Annotated in this window: 10 protein-coding genes and 1 pseudogene; 5 read left to right on the forward strand and 6 right to left on the reverse strand. The window is 69.1% G+C overall.

Annotation, left to right across the window (positions count from 1 at the left end):
- Position 1 precedes the first annotated feature (1 nt).
- The 3 genes from IPG61_04505 to IPG61_04515 all read right to left on the reverse strand — a co-directional run bounded on the left by IPG61_04505 (position 2) and on the right by IPG61_04515 (position 4,372).
- Complete coding sequence (locus IPG61_04505) at positions 2–3,100, reverse strand: TAT-variant-translocated molybdopterin oxidoreductase (protein ID MBK6733339.1); 3,099 nt, start codon at positions 3,098–3,100, stop codon at positions 2–4.
- 16 nt (positions 3,101–3,116) lie between these two features.
- Positions 3,117–3,731, reverse strand: coding sequence for a cytochrome c3 family protein (locus IPG61_04510; GenBank protein MBK6733340.1), 615 nt, complete (start codon positions 3,729–3,731; stop codon positions 3,117–3,119).
- A gap of 314 nt (positions 3,732–4,045) precedes the next feature.
- Positions 4,046–4,372 carry an iron-sulfur cluster assembly accessory protein gene (locus IPG61_04515; GenBank protein ID MBK6733341.1) on the reverse strand — a complete coding sequence of 109 codons (327 nt, stop codon included), beginning with the start codon at positions 4,370–4,372 and terminating at the stop codon, positions 4,046–4,048.
- 294 nt (positions 4,373–4,666) lie between these two features.
- On the opposite strand from IPG61_04515, the gene IPG61_04520 reads away from it, so the two are divergent.
- Together IPG61_04520 and IPG61_04525 are read left to right on the forward strand one after the other, a co-directional pair.
- Positions 4,667–6,754 (forward strand): thioredoxin domain-containing protein, encoded by a 2,088-nt coding sequence (locus IPG61_04520; protein MBK6733342.1) that lies wholly within the window; start codon positions 4,667–4,669, stop codon positions 6,752–6,754.
- A 101-nt stretch (positions 6,755–6,855) separates the two neighbouring features.
- A complete protein-coding gene (locus IPG61_04525; GenBank protein ID MBK6733343.1) occupies positions 6,856–9,204 on the forward strand; it encodes a PAS domain S-box protein in 2,349 nt (782 codons plus the stop codon).
- A gap of 6 nt (positions 9,205–9,210) precedes the next feature.
- Here IPG61_04525 and IPG61_04530 read toward each other — a convergent pair whose 3' ends face one another.
- Positions 9,211–9,675 (reverse strand): hypothetical protein, encoded by a 465-nt coding sequence (locus IPG61_04530; GenBank protein ID MBK6733344.1) that lies wholly within the window; start codon positions 9,673–9,675, stop codon positions 9,211–9,213.
- A gap of 171 nt (positions 9,676–9,846) precedes the next feature.
- Here IPG61_04530 and IPG61_04535 point away from each other — a divergent pair, with 171 nt between their 5' ends.
- The 3 genes and pseudogenes from IPG61_04535 to IPG61_04545 all read left to right on the forward strand — a co-directional run bounded on the left by IPG61_04535 (position 9,847) and on the right by IPG61_04545 (position 13,016).
- Positions 9,847–10,302 carry a CBS domain-containing protein gene (locus tag IPG61_04535; GenBank protein MBK6733345.1) on the forward strand — a complete coding sequence of 152 codons (456 nt, stop codon included), beginning with the start codon at positions 9,847–9,849 and terminating at the stop codon, positions 10,300–10,302.
- A 138-nt stretch (positions 10,303–10,440) separates the two neighbouring features.
- Positions 10,441–12,385: pseudogene (gene lysF / locus IPG61_04540) on the forward strand (homoaconitase).
- Positions 12,386–12,392: 7 nt separating this feature from the next.
- Positions 12,393–13,016: a hypothetical protein gene (locus IPG61_04545; protein ID MBK6733346.1), complete on the forward strand. Its 624-nt coding sequence runs from the start codon at positions 12,393–12,395 to the stop codon at positions 13,014–13,016.
- A 75-nt stretch (positions 13,017–13,091) separates the two neighbouring features.
- Here IPG61_04545 and IPG61_04550 read toward each other — a convergent pair whose 3' ends face one another.
- A complete protein-coding gene (locus IPG61_04550) occupies positions 13,092–15,146 on the reverse strand; it encodes a TonB-dependent receptor (GenBank protein MBK6733347.1) in 2,055 nt (684 codons plus the stop codon).
- Positions 15,146–15,685, reverse strand: a complete 540-nt coding sequence (locus tag IPG61_04555; protein ID MBK6733348.1) for a YfiR family protein — start codon at positions 15,683–15,685, stop codon at positions 15,146–15,148. The genes IPG61_04550 and IPG61_04555 overlap by 1 nt, the downstream gene beginning before the upstream one ends.
- Between the last annotated feature and the right edge of the window lie 577 nt (positions 15,686–16,262).

Here is a 16,262-nt window from a genome sequence, read left to right on the forward strand (position 1 = left end):
GCTACCCGTGCGCCTTCTCGGCCTGGCCGCCACCGTGGCCGCCGTGCCCGGCCGGCGCGCCATGGCCGCCTGCCGCCCCGGTCCCGGCAATGGCCGGATTGGGGTTGCGCAGGCGCGCCAGGTAGAACGTGCGCGGCTTGATGTTCAGGTAGTCCAGCAGGTCGTAGGAGCGCGAGAGCTCCCGCAGCTTGCTGACGCGGCTGTCCTTGTCGTTCAGGTCGCCGAAGACGATCGCGTCGGTCGGGCACGTCTGCGCACAGGCCGGCGTGATGTCGCCGTCGCGCATGGGGCGCCCTTCCACGCGGGCGGTGATGCGCGCACCCTCGATGCGCTGCACGCAGTAGGTGCACTTCTCCATGACGCCGCGCGCACGCACGGTCACATCCGGGTTCAGCACCAGCCGCTGTGTCTCGGTCAGGTCCTCGAAGTTGTTGTACCAGTTGAACCGCCGCACCTTGTAGGGGCAGTTGTTCGAGCAGTACCGCGTGCCCACGCAACGGTTGTAGACCATCGCGTTGAGGCCTTCGCGCGTGTGCGTGGTCGCCGCGACGGGGCAGACCTGCTCGCACGGAGCCAGCTCGCACTGCACGCAGGCGACCGGCTGTTGCGCGCACTTCGGGTCGTCGGCATCGCCCAGGAAGTAGCGGTCCAGGCGCACCCACGACATCTCGCGACCACGTGCCACCTGGTCCTTGCCCACCACCGGGATGTTGTTCTCGGACTGGCAGCCCAGCACGCAGGCGTTGCAGCCGGTGCAGGTATTCAGGTCGACGGCCATGCCCCACTTGTGGCCCGTGTACTCCCACTCCTTCCAGAGCGAGATCAGCGGCGGACTGTGGATGCCCAGGTGGTCGACGAACTCGGGCTCGTTCGTGTACTGCTCGAACGTGCCCTCGCGCACCAGGCCCGGCACGCGCTTCTGGATCTCAGCCGCACCGACCTTGTCGATGGCGTGGTGGTCCTGCGTGGTGGCCAGGCGGTACTGCTTGCCCGTCTTGCGCAGCTTGAGGCCTTCGCCGCGGTGCAATCCGTCCCAGGTGCGCAGCTTGTAGGCGTTGAAGCCGGCGTTCTGGCCCACGCGGCCGGCGTCGTCGCGGCCGTAGCCGAGCGTGATGGCCACCGAATGCCGGGCCTGCCCCGGCAGCACGTACACCGCCGCCTCGAGCGAGCGCCCCTTGTACTGCAGCTCGACCAGGTCGCCGTGCACGATACCCAGTTCCTTCGACATGGCCGGGCTGATGACGGCGGCGTTGTCCCAGGTCAGCTTGGTCATGAAGTCGGGCATTTCCTGCAGCCAGGCGTTGTCGGCGAAACGGCCGTCGTACACCGACTGGTCCTGCAGGAACGTGATCTCGAGGTTGTCGGCGCCCAGCGCTGCACCCGTCGCCGGCGCGGTCAGCGTCGCCCCGGTGAACGCCAGCGCAACGCCGGCCTGCGTGCTGCCGGCCAGGAAGCCCTCGTGCAGGAAGGCGCGCCACTTCTTCTCGAACAGCGGATCGGTTTCCGGCGCCGGGGCCGGGCCCTGCCCGCCGCCCAGCGTGAAGAAGACGTCGCGCGCGACCTGGTGACCGGTGCGCGGCGTTGGGTCGACGAGCACCGAGAGCACTTCGTCGACGGTATGGCCGGCATACAGCGGATTGATGAGCGGCTGCACCGCCAGCAGCGAGCCGTCCCAGCCCTGGGCCAGGCCCCAGCCTTCCAGGTAGTGGGCCGCCGGGAGGTGCCAGGTGCTGGCCTGGCCGGTGGCGTCGTCGTGCAGACCGAGGTGGATCCGCTCGTTCGCGCGCGTCATCGCCGCGGCGAAGTTCAGGTCGGCCGGCGCATCGTAGGCCGGGTTGCCGCCCACCAGCACCAGCGTCGAGACGCGGCCGCCGTTCAGGTCGGACACCAGTTCGTCGACCATCCCGAAGGAGGGCAGCTCGAACGGCAGGTAGCTGACCGAATGCCCGACGTTGCCAAGGGCTGCGTTCAGCACATGGACCAGCGCGTGCACATCGGGATCCTGCCGCAGTCCGGTCACCAGCAGGCTGCGGCCGCGGTGGGCCATCAGGTCGCGCGCCAGGTGGGCCACATCGGGGCCGCCGGCCGCGTGGCCGCGCCACGACGCCAGCTGTCCCGCCGACACACCCGCGCCCAGCGGCAATTCGAGATGCTCGCCAAGCACCAGTTCCGCCGCCAGGGCCCACACGGCCGGACCGAGGTCGCGCGCCGCCGTAGGATAACGATGGTCGGCCATGCCGCCGGTGATGCTGAAGGTGCTCTCGTAGCTGTAGAGGCGATTCATGTGCCCGGACTCGGCGCGACGACCCGCAGCGAACGCCTTGGCAAGGCGCAGCGAGGTCGGGTGGTCCTGCAGGCAGTTGGCGTCGAAGTCGACGATGATGTCGGCCGCGCCGAGGTCCAGCTGCGTCATCGCGGCGGTGCCGTACGCCAGCTTCAGGCCGCGCATCTCGTTCAGGCGGCACACCGGCTCGTGCATGTAGATGCGGGCGCCGCGGGCCGCAGCCTGGCGCAGCAGCAACGCAGTCGCCGGCGAGCTCGTGGCGCCGGTCAGGATCGCCGTCCCCTGCAGGTTCGCGGCAAAACGCGGCTGGGCCCAGGCCAGGAAGGCGGCCCAATCGCTGTCGGTGCCGAACAGCCCGCCCCGCCGCTTCACCAGCTGGCTGCGGTCCGGGTCGTACAGGTCCAGCACGCTGGCCTGCGCGAACACGCTGGAGGCGCCGCCGCTCAGCGCGTGTCCGGGGTTGCCGTCGATCTTGATGGGCCGACCGTCGTAGCTGGTGGCCAGCACCGGCGTCGCGGTGGCGCCCATCTGCATCGTCGTGGCGAACCGGACCGGCGTGCCGGGCTCGATGCCCGGCGTATTGGCGACGTACGGGACGATCTTCTCGACCGGCCACCGGCAGCCCGCCAGGGACGTCATCGCGATGGACGCCGACATGATCTGCAGGAACCGCCGGCGCGACATGCCGTCGGGCGCTTCGATGCCGCCAGGGAACTCGTGTTCCATCTGGTTGCGGAAGTCGTCGGTATCGGCCAGTTCCTGCAGGCTGCGCCAGTAGGGAGAGCCGCTGCCGGGTTCTAGGCTGTATGCGGACATGAAATTCCTTTCCTGCCTACCGATGACAGGTGGCGCAGTCGACCGACGGAGCAATGTTCCGTTCGGCCCGCAGTTTCGCACCCAGCGCTGCCGCATCGCCCTCCGGCACCCAGTCCATGGCCGTGACCTGGTCACGCGGCCGCAGGTTGGGATCCGGATTGCGATGGCAGTCGAGGCACCAGCCCATCGTCAGCGGCGCCACCTGCTCGACGACCTCCATGCGGTCGACGCGGCCGTGGCAACTCACACAACCCACACCCGACTGCACGTGCCCGGCGTGGTTGAAATACACGAAATCGGGAAGGTCATGAACGCGCACCCAGTGGATGGGCACGCCCGTCTCGGCACTCTGGCGGACCAGGGTCAGCTTCTCGCTGGTCGTCCGCACCGTCTTGTGGCAGTTCATGCAGGTCGCCGTCGGCGGCACGTTGGCCCGCGCGCCGGTCTCGACCGTCACGTGGCAGTACCGGCAGTCGATGCCCAACTCGCCCGCGTGCAGCGCATGGCTGTACGGCACCGGCTGCTCGGGTGCGTAGCCGATCGCCGAGTTCTGCGGGGAGAACACGCCGGCCACCAGCACGACCAGGTAAACCACGCCGCCCAGCGCGGCGACAGCCACCGCTTCGCGCAGCCGGTTGGTCCACTTGGGAAAGACGAACCTGTCGTGTTTTTCGGAGCCGGTACCGGGGCGCTGTCCCTGATCGTGAGCGTGGTTGTCCGGAGCCAAACGACTCTCCCCCCTGCGTCCCGCTAAGCCGCCGCCCGGCAGCCCGGGCCGGGCTTGCCCGCGGGGCCGTGTCGGTCATCCTGGATCAGGCTTTCGGTCGCCGATACTAGTGGCCGACCCGAAGCCTGACAACGGAAAACTGGGACCTTTCCCACCGATAATTCGGCCCCGGGCCGCAATTTCCGGCTCTTGATCCCGTCTTTTCGACTTTCTGTCGTCTATTCGCCGAAGCTGGCGCCGCACCCGCAGGAACGGCCGGCATTCGGGTTCTCGAAGCGGTAGCCACCACCGACCATCGCGTCCACGTAATCAACCCGCAAACCAGTCAATCGCGCCAGGTCGTCCGGCGCGCACACCACGGCCAGGCCCTCGTGGGCGAACACCTGGTCCCCCTCGGCCGGACCTGATACAGGTTCGAGCACGTATTTCAGGCCGGCACAACCACCTGCAACCACCGAGAGGCGTACCATCGGGCCGGTCGGACATCCGGAATCCGGGTGTTCGAGCTGCCATTGGGCGATGGCGGCGGGGGTGAAGGTGATCATGGTGTGGGGGCCTGGGTTGGGGGTTGGTGGTGGTGCAATTGCCGACCAAACCTATCCCCTGCCCTACGCCGATGCAACCCTTGGCTTGTGCCGTCGAAATTGTGTCTGGCCCGGATCACCCCCACAGGTGGTGGTGTTTGATGATTTTTTGTTGGTTTTCTTTGCGTCAAGGACTTCAGGAGGCGCCGAGCTCCGGCCACCAGGGGCCCGGACACAATTTCGGCGGCACAACCAAGGGGACCCATTTAGGTTGGGATTGCGTCACTTGAGCCCCCAACCCCGGAGCGCCCACCCATGCCCCCCCTCCCCTCCCCCCCCGCCGCCACGATCCGCCGCGACGGCAACCGCTTGCGTGACGAGTCCTCGCTCTACCTGCGCCAGCACGCCCACAACCCGGTGGACTGGTACCCGTGGGGACCCGAGGCGCTCGCCGCGGCGGTGGACAGCAACCGGCCGATCTTCCTGTCCATCGGGTACAGCAGCTGCCATTGGTGCCACGTGATGGAGAAGGAGGCGTTCGACGACGACGGCATCGCCGACTTCCTGAACCGCCATTTCATCTGCATCAAGGTGGATCGTGAGGAGCGGCCCGACCTCGACGCCGTCTACATGGACGCCGTGCAGGCCCTGACCGGGCAGGGCGGCTGGCCGATGTCGTCGTTCCTGACGCCGGAGGGGCGCCCCTTCCACGGCGGCACCTACTTCCCGCCGGCGCATTTCCGCCACCTGATCGAACAGGTGGCCCACCTGTGGCGCGAGAAGCCGGGCGAGTTGCGCGAGCAGGCCGATCGCATCGCGGCGCATATCGCCACGATTCCGGACTGGTCGCGCCAGGGCGGCGAGAGGCTGGAAGGGCGCTGGCTGGACGAAGCGGCGGCGCGTGCGGCCGGGATCTACGACCAGGAGCACGGCGGGTTCAACCAGCGGCAGAAATTCCCGACGCCGGTGAAGTGGCGGTTCCTGGTGCGCCATTGGCGGCACACGCGCCACGAGTCGCTTCGCGCGATGATTGAAGGCACGCTGGCGGCCGTTGCCGGCGGCGGGCTCCGCGATCATCTGGGTGGCGGCTTCTTCCGCTACACGGTCGATGCGGCGTGGACCGTCCCGCACTTCGAGAAGATGCTCTACGACAATGCACAGCTGGCGAGCCTGTTCCTCGAGGCGGGCCAGGCTCTGGGCAACACCGCTTACACCGAGGTCGCGCGCGATACGCTGGAATTCCTGCTGCGGGAGATGAGCGACCGGAACGGCGGACTCTACGCCAGCTTCGACGCCGACAGCGGCGGCGAGGAAGGCTCCTATTACGTGTGGTCGCCGGACGAAATCGCGGCCGTGGTCGGGCCGGATGAGGCGGGAACCTTGTGCGCCCTGCTCGGCGTGGGGCCCGAAGGCAACTTCGAGCACACCGGGCGCAGTGTCCTGTCGCGGCGCGGCTGGGCCGGCGCCGACGCAGCATTCGCGCGCCACCGCGCCGCCCTGCTGGAGGCGCGCTCACGGCGCACGCCGCCCGGGCTCGACCGCAAGATCGTCACCGCCTGGAACGGCCTGGCCATCGCGGCCCTGGCCCGCGGCAGCGTGCAGTGCGGGGAAGCGCGCTTCGCCGCGGCAGCGACGGCTGCGGCCGGGTTCCTGCTGGAGAGCCATCGCCGCGCCGACGGCTCTCTGTGGCGTGCCTCCTCGGACGGCCGGGCCGCGGGCGAGGGCATCCTCGACGACTATGCAGGCCTTGCGGACGGGCTGTTCGAACTGTTCCTCGCCACCGGCGAGGCGCGCTGGCTGGTGGCCGCGCGCGAACTGGTCGCCGTGGCCCGCGACCGCTTCGCGCATCCGGACGGCGGCTGGTACCTCACCCCCGCGGGGAGCGAGGCGCCGCTGGGGCGCAGCATCGAGTTGTTCGACAACGTCGAGCCCTCGGGCAACGCCGTGCTCCTGCAACTGCTGCTGCGACTGGCCGCCGTCACCGGCGACGAGTCCTACGCCGGGCAGGCCGAGGCTGTGCTCATCGCCCGCGCGGGCCTGCTCGAGCGGGCCGGGCTGGATGTGGCGGGCTGGCTGGCGGCAGCGGCGCTGGCGCTGCGGCCGCCGCGTGTCGTGGTGGTCGCCGGCGACGTGGCGGACGAGGCGGATGTGGCGAACGCGGCGGACAGGGCAGGCGAGCGGACGGTCGCGCTCCTGGCGGCGGCGCGCGCGGCAGGTGCGGTCGAGGCGATGGTCGTTCGGGTGCCGGCAGCCGGCGCCGGTGCGGACCTGCTGGCAGCGGCACCGGCCCTGGCCGGCAAGGTTGCGGTGTCGGGCCTGCCCACGGCCTACGTGTGCCGCGGGCATGTGTGCTCCGCTCCGTGCCGGGACGCGGCAGCGTTGCGGGCGCAACTGGAGGGCTGATCGCGTGCTTGCCCGCGCCGACCGGCGGAGCTTATGATCGGCGAGTCGCGGGGACACCAACGTTTCCCGACCTGCACCATCGTCCAGGGACACATCCGCACATGGCAGACGAGCATCCCGACATCGGCGGCCCGACCTCAGACAACGAAGAGTCCCTGTACGCGGCATTGCGCGAACTCTACGACGCGATGTGGGACTGGAACCTGGAGACGGACGAGGTCTACTACTCGCCGGCCTGGAAGCGGATGCTGGGATACCGCGTCGAGGAGTTGGCGCCCAGCCTCGACACCTGGAGCACGCTCTGCCATCCCGATGACCGGGCCCGCGTGCTGCAGGCCATCGACGACTACCTGGCTTCGGACGGCGACCGCTTCGAGTGCGAGTTCCGGCTGCAGCATGCCGACGGCAAGTGGCGGCAGATCCTCTCGCGCGGCGTCCTCGTGCGCGATGCCGATGGCGCACCCCTGAAACCCCGCCGGATCATCGGCACCCATGTCGACCTCTCGGGCCACGCCACGGTGGAGAAGCGGCTGGCGCATTCGCTTTCCCTGCTGCGCGCCACGTTCGACTCGACGGCCGACGGCATTCTCGTCGCCGACGGCCAGGGCCGGATCGAGACCTTCAACCAGCGCTTCGTGCAACTGTGGCAACTGCCCGCGGATGTGCTGGCCGGTGGCGATGACAACGCCGCCCTGGCCTTCGTGCTCGACCAGTTGATCGACCCCGACGGCTTCCTGGCCAAGGTGAACGATCTCTACGCCCATCCCGATGCGGAGAGTTTCGACGTCCTGCACTTCAAGGACGGGCGCGTCTTCGAGCGCTATTCGCGGCCGCAGCGGATGGGGAACCTGGTCGTGGGGCGCGTCTGGAGCTTCCGCGACGTCACCGGGCGCGAACAGGCGGCCACCGAACTGGCCGAGGAAGTGCTCCGTCGGCGCGCGCTCTTCGACCAGTCGCGCGACGGTATCGTCGTCATCGACATGAACGGCGCCGCCCTGGAATGCAACGCACGCTTCGCCGAGATGCTGGGCTGCACGGTGGCGAAGGTCTCGACGATGCATGTCTGGGACTGGGACGTCACCATGTCCGCCGATGCCATCCGCCAGCGCTTTCTCAGCGTGCCGCTTGCACCGCACCAGTTCCGTACGCGCCACCGCCGCAGCGACGGTTCGACATTCGACGTCGAGATCTCGTCCGGCACGCTGTTCTGGAAAGGCCAGCCGCAGTACCTGTGCACGGTGCGCGACATCACCGACCGCCTGCGCGACGAGGAAGAGCGGCGGCAGCTCCAGGAACAGCTTCTCCAGGCCCAGAAGATGGATGCCATCGGCCAGCTGACCGGTGGCATCGCGCACGAGTTCAACAACATGCTCGGGGTGATCCTCGGCTACGCCTCGCTGGCCGGCGAGATCGCCGCCGAAAAGGGCGACACCGCGCTGGTCGACTATGTCGGCGCCATGCGGCGCGCGGGCGAGAACGCCCGCGACCTCGTGGCCAAGCTGCTGGCCTTCGGTCGGAGGAGGCCGGCGGCGATGCGCTCGCCCCAGGATCCGGTCGACCTGCTGCAGGGTTCACTGCGCCTGTTGCGACCGACACTGCCCACCAGCCTGAAGATCGACGTGGAGATGAAGGAGCAGCTGCCGGCCGTTGCGGTCGACCCCATGGAGTTCCAGCAGGTGGTCGCCAACCTGCTGCTGAACGCTGCCCAGGCCACCGGCCAGCAGGGGCACATCGCGCTGGCGCTCCGGGCGTGGGAAGGCGAGGGCACGTGCGCCGCCTGTCGCCTGCCGATTGCCGGTCGCTTCGTCGCGCTCGACGTGGCCGACGATGGCGCGGGAATGACGCCCGAAGTGCGGGAACGGATCTTCGAGCCGTTCTTCACGACCAAGGACGTCGGCCGCGGCACCGGCCTCGGCCTGTCCGTGGTGCATGGCATCGCCCACGCGAGCGGCGGCCACATGCTGGTTACGTCGCGCGTCGGGATCGGGACGACGTTCACGCTGCTGCTTCCTTTGGCGGAAACGGCAGCAGTGCCGACACCTGTGCCAATGCCGGCCTCCACGGCCGGGCCCGATGTCATGCGCACGTTCATGGTGGTGGATGACCAGGTCGAGGTGGCGGACCTGCTGGCGCAGATGCTGGCCAGCCGCGGACACCGGGCCCTCGTCTTCGAGAACGCCGAGACGGCGCTGGCGGCGTTCCGCGCCGCGCCCGGCGACTACGATGCCGTCATCTCCGACCAGACGATGCCGGGCATGTCGGGTCGCGACCTGCTGGTGGCGATCCGGGACATCCGGCCCGGTCTGCCGTTGGTGATCTGGACGGGGTTCAGCGAATCGATCGACGAGGCGGCGGCGGCCGATCTCGGCTTTGCCGGGTTCATGCGCAAGCCGGTGACCATGGAGGACCTGGAGGGGCTGCTGCAGCGCCTGTTCCAGGAAGCGCTCTAGTCCGGGCTAGTCCTCCTCGACCTCGTTCACCTCGACGATGCAGCGCAGGCCGTGGCCCGGGCTGACCGCCTCCAGCAGTTCGACGACGCGCGTACCCATCTCCGCGCCGAAACGGCGTTCGAGGTCGTCGTCGTCGAACACCCGCCAGCAGAGGTCGCCCACGCCCTCGGTGCCGCAGTAGGCATGCAGTTCCAGGTACAACGACGAGCCCATGTCCGGGTCGGTGTACGAATCGACCATGATCTCGATGGCCAGGGCGTCGTCGGGCAGCTTGCCGCCCGCCCGCTGGCGCACCTCGTCTTCCCAGAAGCGGGTCACCGCGTCGGTCAGCGCCAGGCGGAAGCCGCCGTCGGCGGTGGCCGGCCACGCCTCGGCCAGGCGGTGGGGGTTGTCATGGATCAGGTCGATGGCGATGTCCGCCCGCAGGCTGACCGGGCAATTGTCGCGCAGATCCTCGAAATCCCTGTACATGACGCATCCCCGTTCGCAAGTGGAAGCCCGATCCCGGCCTGCATGCTACCTCCCCGCTGTCCCCGAAGCAAGGTGCCCGCTCGGGTGGGGGCTGGTCAGGCGGTGAAAATCAGGCTAGAATCAGCCTTGGATCCGTACCGCCACCATCCACCCGGCCCCCCGGAGGCTGCCATGCATACCGTCAGGGAACTGCTCGCCGAGAAGAGCCAACGCGCGCTGGTCTGCGTCGGACCCGACGACACGGTCTTCGAGGCCGTGACCAGGATGGTGCGGTCCAACGTGGGCGCCATCCTGGTGATGGACGGCGACCGGGTGCGGGGGATCCTGACCGAGCGCGACTACCTGCGCTTCGTGACCGAACTGGGCCGCACGGCGCGCGACACGCCGGTGCTCGAACTGATGACGCGCAAGGTCCTCTACACCACGCCGGACACCGGCATCAACGAGGTCATGGCGGTGATGACCGAGGCGCGCATCCGTCACATGCCGGTCATGGAGGGCGATACCCTGGTGGGCCTCGTCTCCATCGGCGACTGCGTGAAGGCCGCCAGCCGCGACCAGGAAGTGAAACTGCGGACGCTCGAGCTGTACATCAGCGACGCCTACCCCGGGCCCGGCCTGCCCTGACCGACCGGCGGCCTGCCCGATGAACCGGGGCCCCGGCGATTGTCCGCCGGGGCCCCGTCCACTAGATTGGTGCCTTGACGCCGCGCGGGCGCCGCCGCACCGCGCCCGCCCCCAGCCTCCAGCGCAGGAGTCGCCGCCATGCCCCAGAACGTGATCGAGAAGATCGTCCAGGCGCACGCCGTCGGCCTGAAGCCCGGCCACGAGGTCCGCGCCGGCGACTACGTCACCATCGTTCCCGACCATGTCATGACGCACGACAACTCGTCGGCCGTGCTGGGCAAGTTCAAGGGCCTGGGCATCACGAGGATCCATGACCCGCGCCAGCCCGTGTTCACGCTCGACCACAACATCCAGGACCAGGGCGACGGCAACCTGGCGAAGTATCAGACGCTGGCCGAATTCGCAGAGACGCACGGCATCGACGCCTACCCGGCCGGACGCGGCATCGGCCACCAGATCATGATCGAGGAGGGCTATGCGCGGCCCGGCGGCCTGTGCGTGGCCAGCGACAGCCACAGCAATACCTACGGCGGCGTCGGCGCGCTCGGCACGCCCGTCGTGCGCACCGACGCCGCGGCACTGTGGGCCACGGGCACCGTGTGGTGGCAGGTGCCGCCGGCGGTGAAGGTGATCCTGCTCGGGAAGCTGCGTCCCGGCGTGACGGGCAAGGACGCGATCATCACGCTGTGCGGCCTCTACAACCAGGGCGAGGTGCTCCAACACCGTCATCGAGTTCACGGGACCCGGCGTGGCGTCGCTGTCGATCGACGAACGCCTGACGATCGCGAACATGACCACCGAGTGGGGTGCGCTGGCCGGCTGGTTCCCGGTCGACGAGGTCACGCTGGCGTACATGGAGAGCCGGCGCGCCTGGCTGGAGTCGCGCGGGATCATCGATCGCGTGACCGTAGACGACATCGCCCGCTGGCGCACGACACCTCCCTGTTCGGATCCCGACGCCGTCCATGCCGGCGAGATCACGCTCGACCTCGCGCAGGTCACGCCGCACCTGAGCGGACCGGACACGGTCCAGGTGATGGCTTCGCTGGCGGAGCTGGCCCCGCAGCGCATCCGCGTCGACAAGGCCTACCTGCTCAGTTGCACGAACGCGCGCCTGCGCGACCTCGAGGAGGCGGCCGCGGTCGTGCAGGGAAGGAAGGTGGCCCCGCACGTGAAGCTCTACGTCTCGGCCGCCAGCGCGCTGGTCGAGGCCGAGGCACAGGTCACCGGCGCCTGGCAGGTGCTGCTGGACGCCGGCGCCATCGCCCTGCCGTCGGGTTGCGGGCCGTGCATCGGGCTGGGCACCGGGCTGCTCGAGGACGGCGAGGTCGGCATCTCGGCGACCAACCGGAATTTCAAGGGGCGCATGGGCAGCCGCAATGCCAAGGCGTACCTGGCCAGCCCTGCCTTGGTGGTCGCCAGCGCGGTGGCCGGGCACATCGCCGGGCCCGAGGGCTGGGACCTGGGCGGCGGCGCGCCGGCCCGCGACTTCCGCGTGCCTGCCGGCACGGGCGGCGAGGCCCCGGCCGTGGACGTGCTGCCCGGCTTCCCGGCGATGATCGAGGGCCGGCTGCTCTACCTGCCGACCGACAACCTCAACACCGACGGCATCTACGGGAAGGACTACACCTACCGCGAGGACATGTCGCCGGCCCAGATGGCGGCCGTCGTGATGGAGAACTACGACCCGCAGTTCGCCGGGCTCGTGCGCGCGGGCGACATCGTCTGCGCCGGTTTCAACTTCGGCACCGGCAGCAGCCGCGAGCAGGCCGCGACGGCGCTCATGGCCGCCGGCATCCGCATGGTCATCGCCGGCAGCTACTCGCAGACCTACCTGCGCAACGCCATCAACAACGGGTTCCTCTGCGTGGAGTGCCCCGATTTCGCGCGCGCCCTGCACGCCCACCACCAGGGCGGCGGCGGGCGCAAGACGGTCATCGACGACGAACCGGTGCGCCTGGACGTGGCCGGCTCGACGATCAGCTGGCGCGGCCGTTCGTTCCGGTTCCTGCCGCTGGGCACGCCGGTGCAGCGCATCGTGCTGGCGGGCGGCGTCGAGAACATGGTCAGGGCGGGCGTCTAATGAGCCCATGGTAGACGGAACCGCGCCGCTGCCCGCGGTCATCTTCTGGACGGCCCTGTGGTGCCTGTGGCACAGCCTGCTGGCCACGCACCGCTGGCGCGCGCTGGTGCAGCGCCTTTTCCCGCGCTGGCACGCGTTCAGCCGCGTGCTGTACGTGCTGGGCAGCACGCTGACCCTGGCCGTGCTGATGGCCTGGCTGCGCTCGGTGCCGCAGCAGGTACTGTGGGAATGGAAGGGCCCCTGGGCCATGGCGCGCTGGCTGGGCCTGGCCGAGGCGGCCTTCCTGTTCTGGGCCGGCGCCCGCGCCTTCGACAACCGCCACTTCCTGGGACTGGCCCAGATGCGCGACTACGCAGCCGGCCGCCAGCCCGCCGAGCCGCCCTTCCGCGCCGAGGGCATCCTCGGCGTCATCCGCCATCCCTGGTACAGCGGAACCCTGCTGCTGCTGGTGTTCATGCTGCCGTGGACGGACGTGAATCTGGCCTGGCGCGGCGTGTTCCTGCTCTACACGCTGCTCGGCTGCGAGTTGGAAGAACGCAAGCTGCTGCGCGACATCGGTGCCCCCTACGCCGAGTACCGGCGGCAGGTGGGGCGCTACTGGCCACGGCGCCGCAGCACGGCCCGGTCGTGACCCGGTTCACAAGCGAATGGCCGCCCCCTGCAGGGAGCGGCCATTCTTGCCTGTGGCCTGCCTTCGGCGGCGAGCCTAGAACCGCGTGGTCATCTTCAGCCGCAGCAGCCGGCCGTCCTGCAGCGATTCCAGGTCGCCGATGACGGTCCGGTCGTAGCTGGCCTCGAACAGGTTGTACGCGCTCAGCGACGCCTCCCAGCGGTCCTTCCAGCGGTGGCTGAACAGCGTGGCGTTGACCAGCCAGAAGTTCCGGTAGCCGCGGCCCGCGTCATTGTAGCGGTCGCTGACGTACTGGACCTCGACGCCCAGCAGGGCGATGTCCGGAATCACCGGCGCCGTGATGTTCGCCTTCAACAGGTGCTTGGGCGCGAACTCCAGTTCCTCACCGGTCGCATCGTCCTTGGTCTGCGTGAACGAGTAGCTGGCGCCGACGCGCGTCTCCTCGCCCAGCTGGCCGTCGGCCTGGAGTTCCAGGCCCGTGGCCTTCACGTCTTCCTCGCTGTTGTCGAAGTAGTAGAGTCCGTCGCCCTCGTCGTACAGCATGTCGATCATGTCAGTGGCCCGGTTGTAGAAGCCCGCCACCGAACCGCGCCAGTTGCCGCCGAACTGCCGTTCGCAGACGACCTCGTAGGTCGTGATCTCCTCGGGCTGCAAGTCGGGGTTCAGCTTCACCGCGCCCTCTTCCTCGTAGTAGAACTCGTTGGCGTTGGGCGCACGGAAGGCCTCGCCGTAGAGCAGCTTGAACGTGGTCACGGCGTCGAGGCCGTAGACCAGCGCCAGGCGCGGGTTCACCGACTCGCCGAACGAGTCGTAGTGGTCGTAGCGCACGCCGGCCGTGATGCCCAGCCGCTCGGACGGGCGGTACTCGTCCTGCAGGTAAAACCCGAGGATGCGCGTGGCCGGGTCGATATTCAGCCAGTAGTACTCGGGGTCCACGTCGTAGTTCTGCATCAGTTGGCGGAAGTTGTCGCGGTATTCGAAGCCGGCTGTCGCCGCGTGATCGTCCATCGGCTTCCAGCTGAACTGGAGCTCGCCGCCGGCCGACTCGGACTGGCTGAAGTCGAGGTTGGTCAGGAAATCAGGGTCGCCGAAGTCGTAACGGTACGTGCCGACGTACTTGTACCAGTCGTAATACAGCCGCACGGCCAGCGAGGCATCGGCCGACAGGGCGTGCTCGTAGCGCGCCTCGACAAAGGCCCTCGCGTCGAACGTGTGGCGCGGCAGGTCGTAGACGGTGCCGTACGAGGGCGGCGTGTCCTTGTCGCGCCCCACGTAGAAGCCCTCGACGGTCAGCCCGCCGCGGCGGTGGCTGCCCATGTAGCGCGTGGCAGTCTCGTTGTCGCCGCCGCGCAGCACGCCGTCGAAGCCCGCGGGATTACCGTCGTAGCGGGGCATGTAGATCTCGGCCAGGCCGTCGCTCGTGTAGCCGCCAACCGACAGGACGGTCTCGCTGCCGTCCTCGCCGCGGGTGCCGAAGGTCAGGCGGCCGCGCGCGGCGTCCAGGGTGCCGGCCTCGCCGGACAATTCGAAGCCCTCGTACTGGTCGGCGCGCTTGGTGATCACGTTGATCACGGCGAAGAAGGCGTTGGTGCCATACAGCGTCGAACCCGGTCCGCGCACGATCTCGACGCGGTCGATCAGGTCCATGTCGACGATGAAGTCCTCCACGGTTGCCGCGGAGTCGTACAGTGGGTCGTTCATGCGGTGCCCGTTGACCAGCAGCAGGATGCGCCCGCCGAAGTCGCCGGACCGCTCGAACCCGCGCACGCCGACCGAGCCGTAGGTGCGGGTGGCCGTCACGTAGATGCCCGGCACGCTGCGCAGCAGGTCACTGAGCGTCCGCCAGCCGTAGGCACGTACATCCTGCGAGGTCACGACCGTCACCGACGAGGGCGCCTCTGAGGTCTTCTGCTCGCGCTTGGCCGCCGAGTACACCGGAATGGACATGAGCTGCTCGAGGCTCAGGCTGGTGTAGTCGTCGACAGCGGTCGTCGCGGTCGCGGGCAGGACCAGCGTCGATTCAAGGGCGACGACCAGCAGCGCGACCGCCAACACGGCGCCGCGTCGACCGCAATGGTGCGGGCGGCCGCCGCCGGTCGCGCCCGTCCGGGCGTGGAATCCTCTCGACATCACTTGCCTCCCTTGGTCTTGACGATGGTCGCCAGCGTCAGCAGCGTGGAGCGGAGCTTCAAGCCCGCCTGGTCCGCCGCCGCCGGATTGGCTTCGAAACGAATGCGATGGTCGTCTTCGTACAGGTTGATCATGCCGCCCTGCTCGCAGAAGCCGGGCGATTCGCAGATGGTCAGCACGGGTTGCCCGGCGATCTCGGCCCGCAGTTCATTCCAGGTCCCGGCTGCGGACGGCGTGATGAACAGCGCCTGGCAGCCCTTGCCTTCACGTCGCCATTGCTCCGCGTCCTGGAAGACCCGGACGGTGACGCGCCGCCCCTGGATCTCCTTGCCGTCGAGCCCGGCGTGCAGGGCCGCGGACTGGGCATCGTCGCCCAGCGCGGCGATGACCAGGGCCGAAGCGGAATCCGCCGGCGTCGCAGCCGGCCATTCGGCGAACTTCAGGAAGTTGAGCACGAAGGCGGCCCGCACGGCCTCTGCCTGCTGCGCGCCGGCTCCAGCCGGCGACAGGGCAAAGACCAGCGCCAACAACCCGGCCATCCAGCGCCGCGCCGCAGCCGCTGCGTGACGGGCCCGGGCGCTGCAACGCCCGACCCGACGACGACCTGCGGTACTGCCTCGAGGCTGATGCAAGTGGTGCACGATGCTCCTTGGGGCCTTGTCGGGCCGGTGATCCACGGCCGCCGACGGGGGGGCCGGCGTGGGCGCCATGGTCGCGGAAGTGCCGGTACCCTCGCTGCGGTACTCCCGCGGACAATGGTATCGCCGTTTTCAACAGGGCCTTTAGGACGGTCGGGAATCACGGACCGCAACGGGGAACAACCGGGCACTGGCCGGAACGGAGGGGATGCCGTATCCTCAGGCCAGCGGCGGCTCATCCCCCCCCGGGGGTTCGCCGCGGGTGTCCGTTCCGCGCCCTGGAGGCGCGGCGGTCGCGATGGCCCGGGCGGCCGCAGCGACCGGGCGGGTTGGGTCCCGCCGTGATGGTCACGCCCGGTCAGGAGGTGATCCAGTGGGTAGTCATAGATTCGGCTCAGTGGAGGTGGCGTCCCCGCGTTGAGGGGCCACTGCGGCGATTGGCAGTTGAGGACCCCCGTGGGGGAACCCGACGCCGCCC

It is taken from the genome of bacterium (assembly GCA_016703265.1).
Classification (GTDB): domain Bacteria; phylum Krumholzibacteriota; class Krumholzibacteriia; order LZORAL124-64-63; family LZORAL124-64-63; genus CAINDZ01.

Excerpts from the sequence above, each read along its gene's own strand:
- IPG61_04505 (MBK6733339.1), bottom strand. The coding sequence starts at position 3,100 with ATGTCCGCATACAGCCTAGAACCCGGCAGCGGCTCTCCCTACTGGCGC.
- IPG61_04515 (MBK6733341.1), bottom strand. The coding sequence starts at position 4,372 with ATGATCACCTTCACCCCCGCCGCCATCGCCCAATGGCAGCTCGAACAC.
- IPG61_04520 (MBK6733342.1), top strand. The coding sequence starts at position 4,667 with ATGCCCCCCCTCCCCTCCCCCCCCGCCGCCACGATCCGCCGCGACGGC.
- IPG61_04525 (MBK6733343.1), top strand. The coding sequence starts at position 6,856 with ATGGCAGACGAGCATCCCGACATCGGCGGCCCGACCTCAGACAACGAA.
- IPG61_04530 (MBK6733344.1), bottom strand. The coding sequence starts at position 9,675 with ATGTACAGGGATTTCGAGGATCTGCGCGACAATTGCCCGGTCAGCCTG.
- IPG61_04535 (MBK6733345.1), top strand. The coding sequence starts at position 9,847 with ATGCATACCGTCAGGGAACTGCTCGCCGAGAAGAGCCAACGCGCGCTG.
- IPG61_04545 (MBK6733346.1), top strand. The coding sequence starts at position 12,393 with ATGGTAGACGGAACCGCGCCGCTGCCCGCGGTCATCTTCTGGACGGCC.
- IPG61_04550 (MBK6733347.1), bottom strand. The coding sequence starts at position 15,146 with ATGTCGAGAGGATTCCACGCCCGGACGGGCGCGACCGGCGGCGGCCGC.
- IPG61_04555 (MBK6733348.1), bottom strand. The coding sequence starts at position 15,685 with ATGGCCGGGTTGTTGGCGCTGGTCTTTGCCCTGTCGCCGGCTGGAGCC.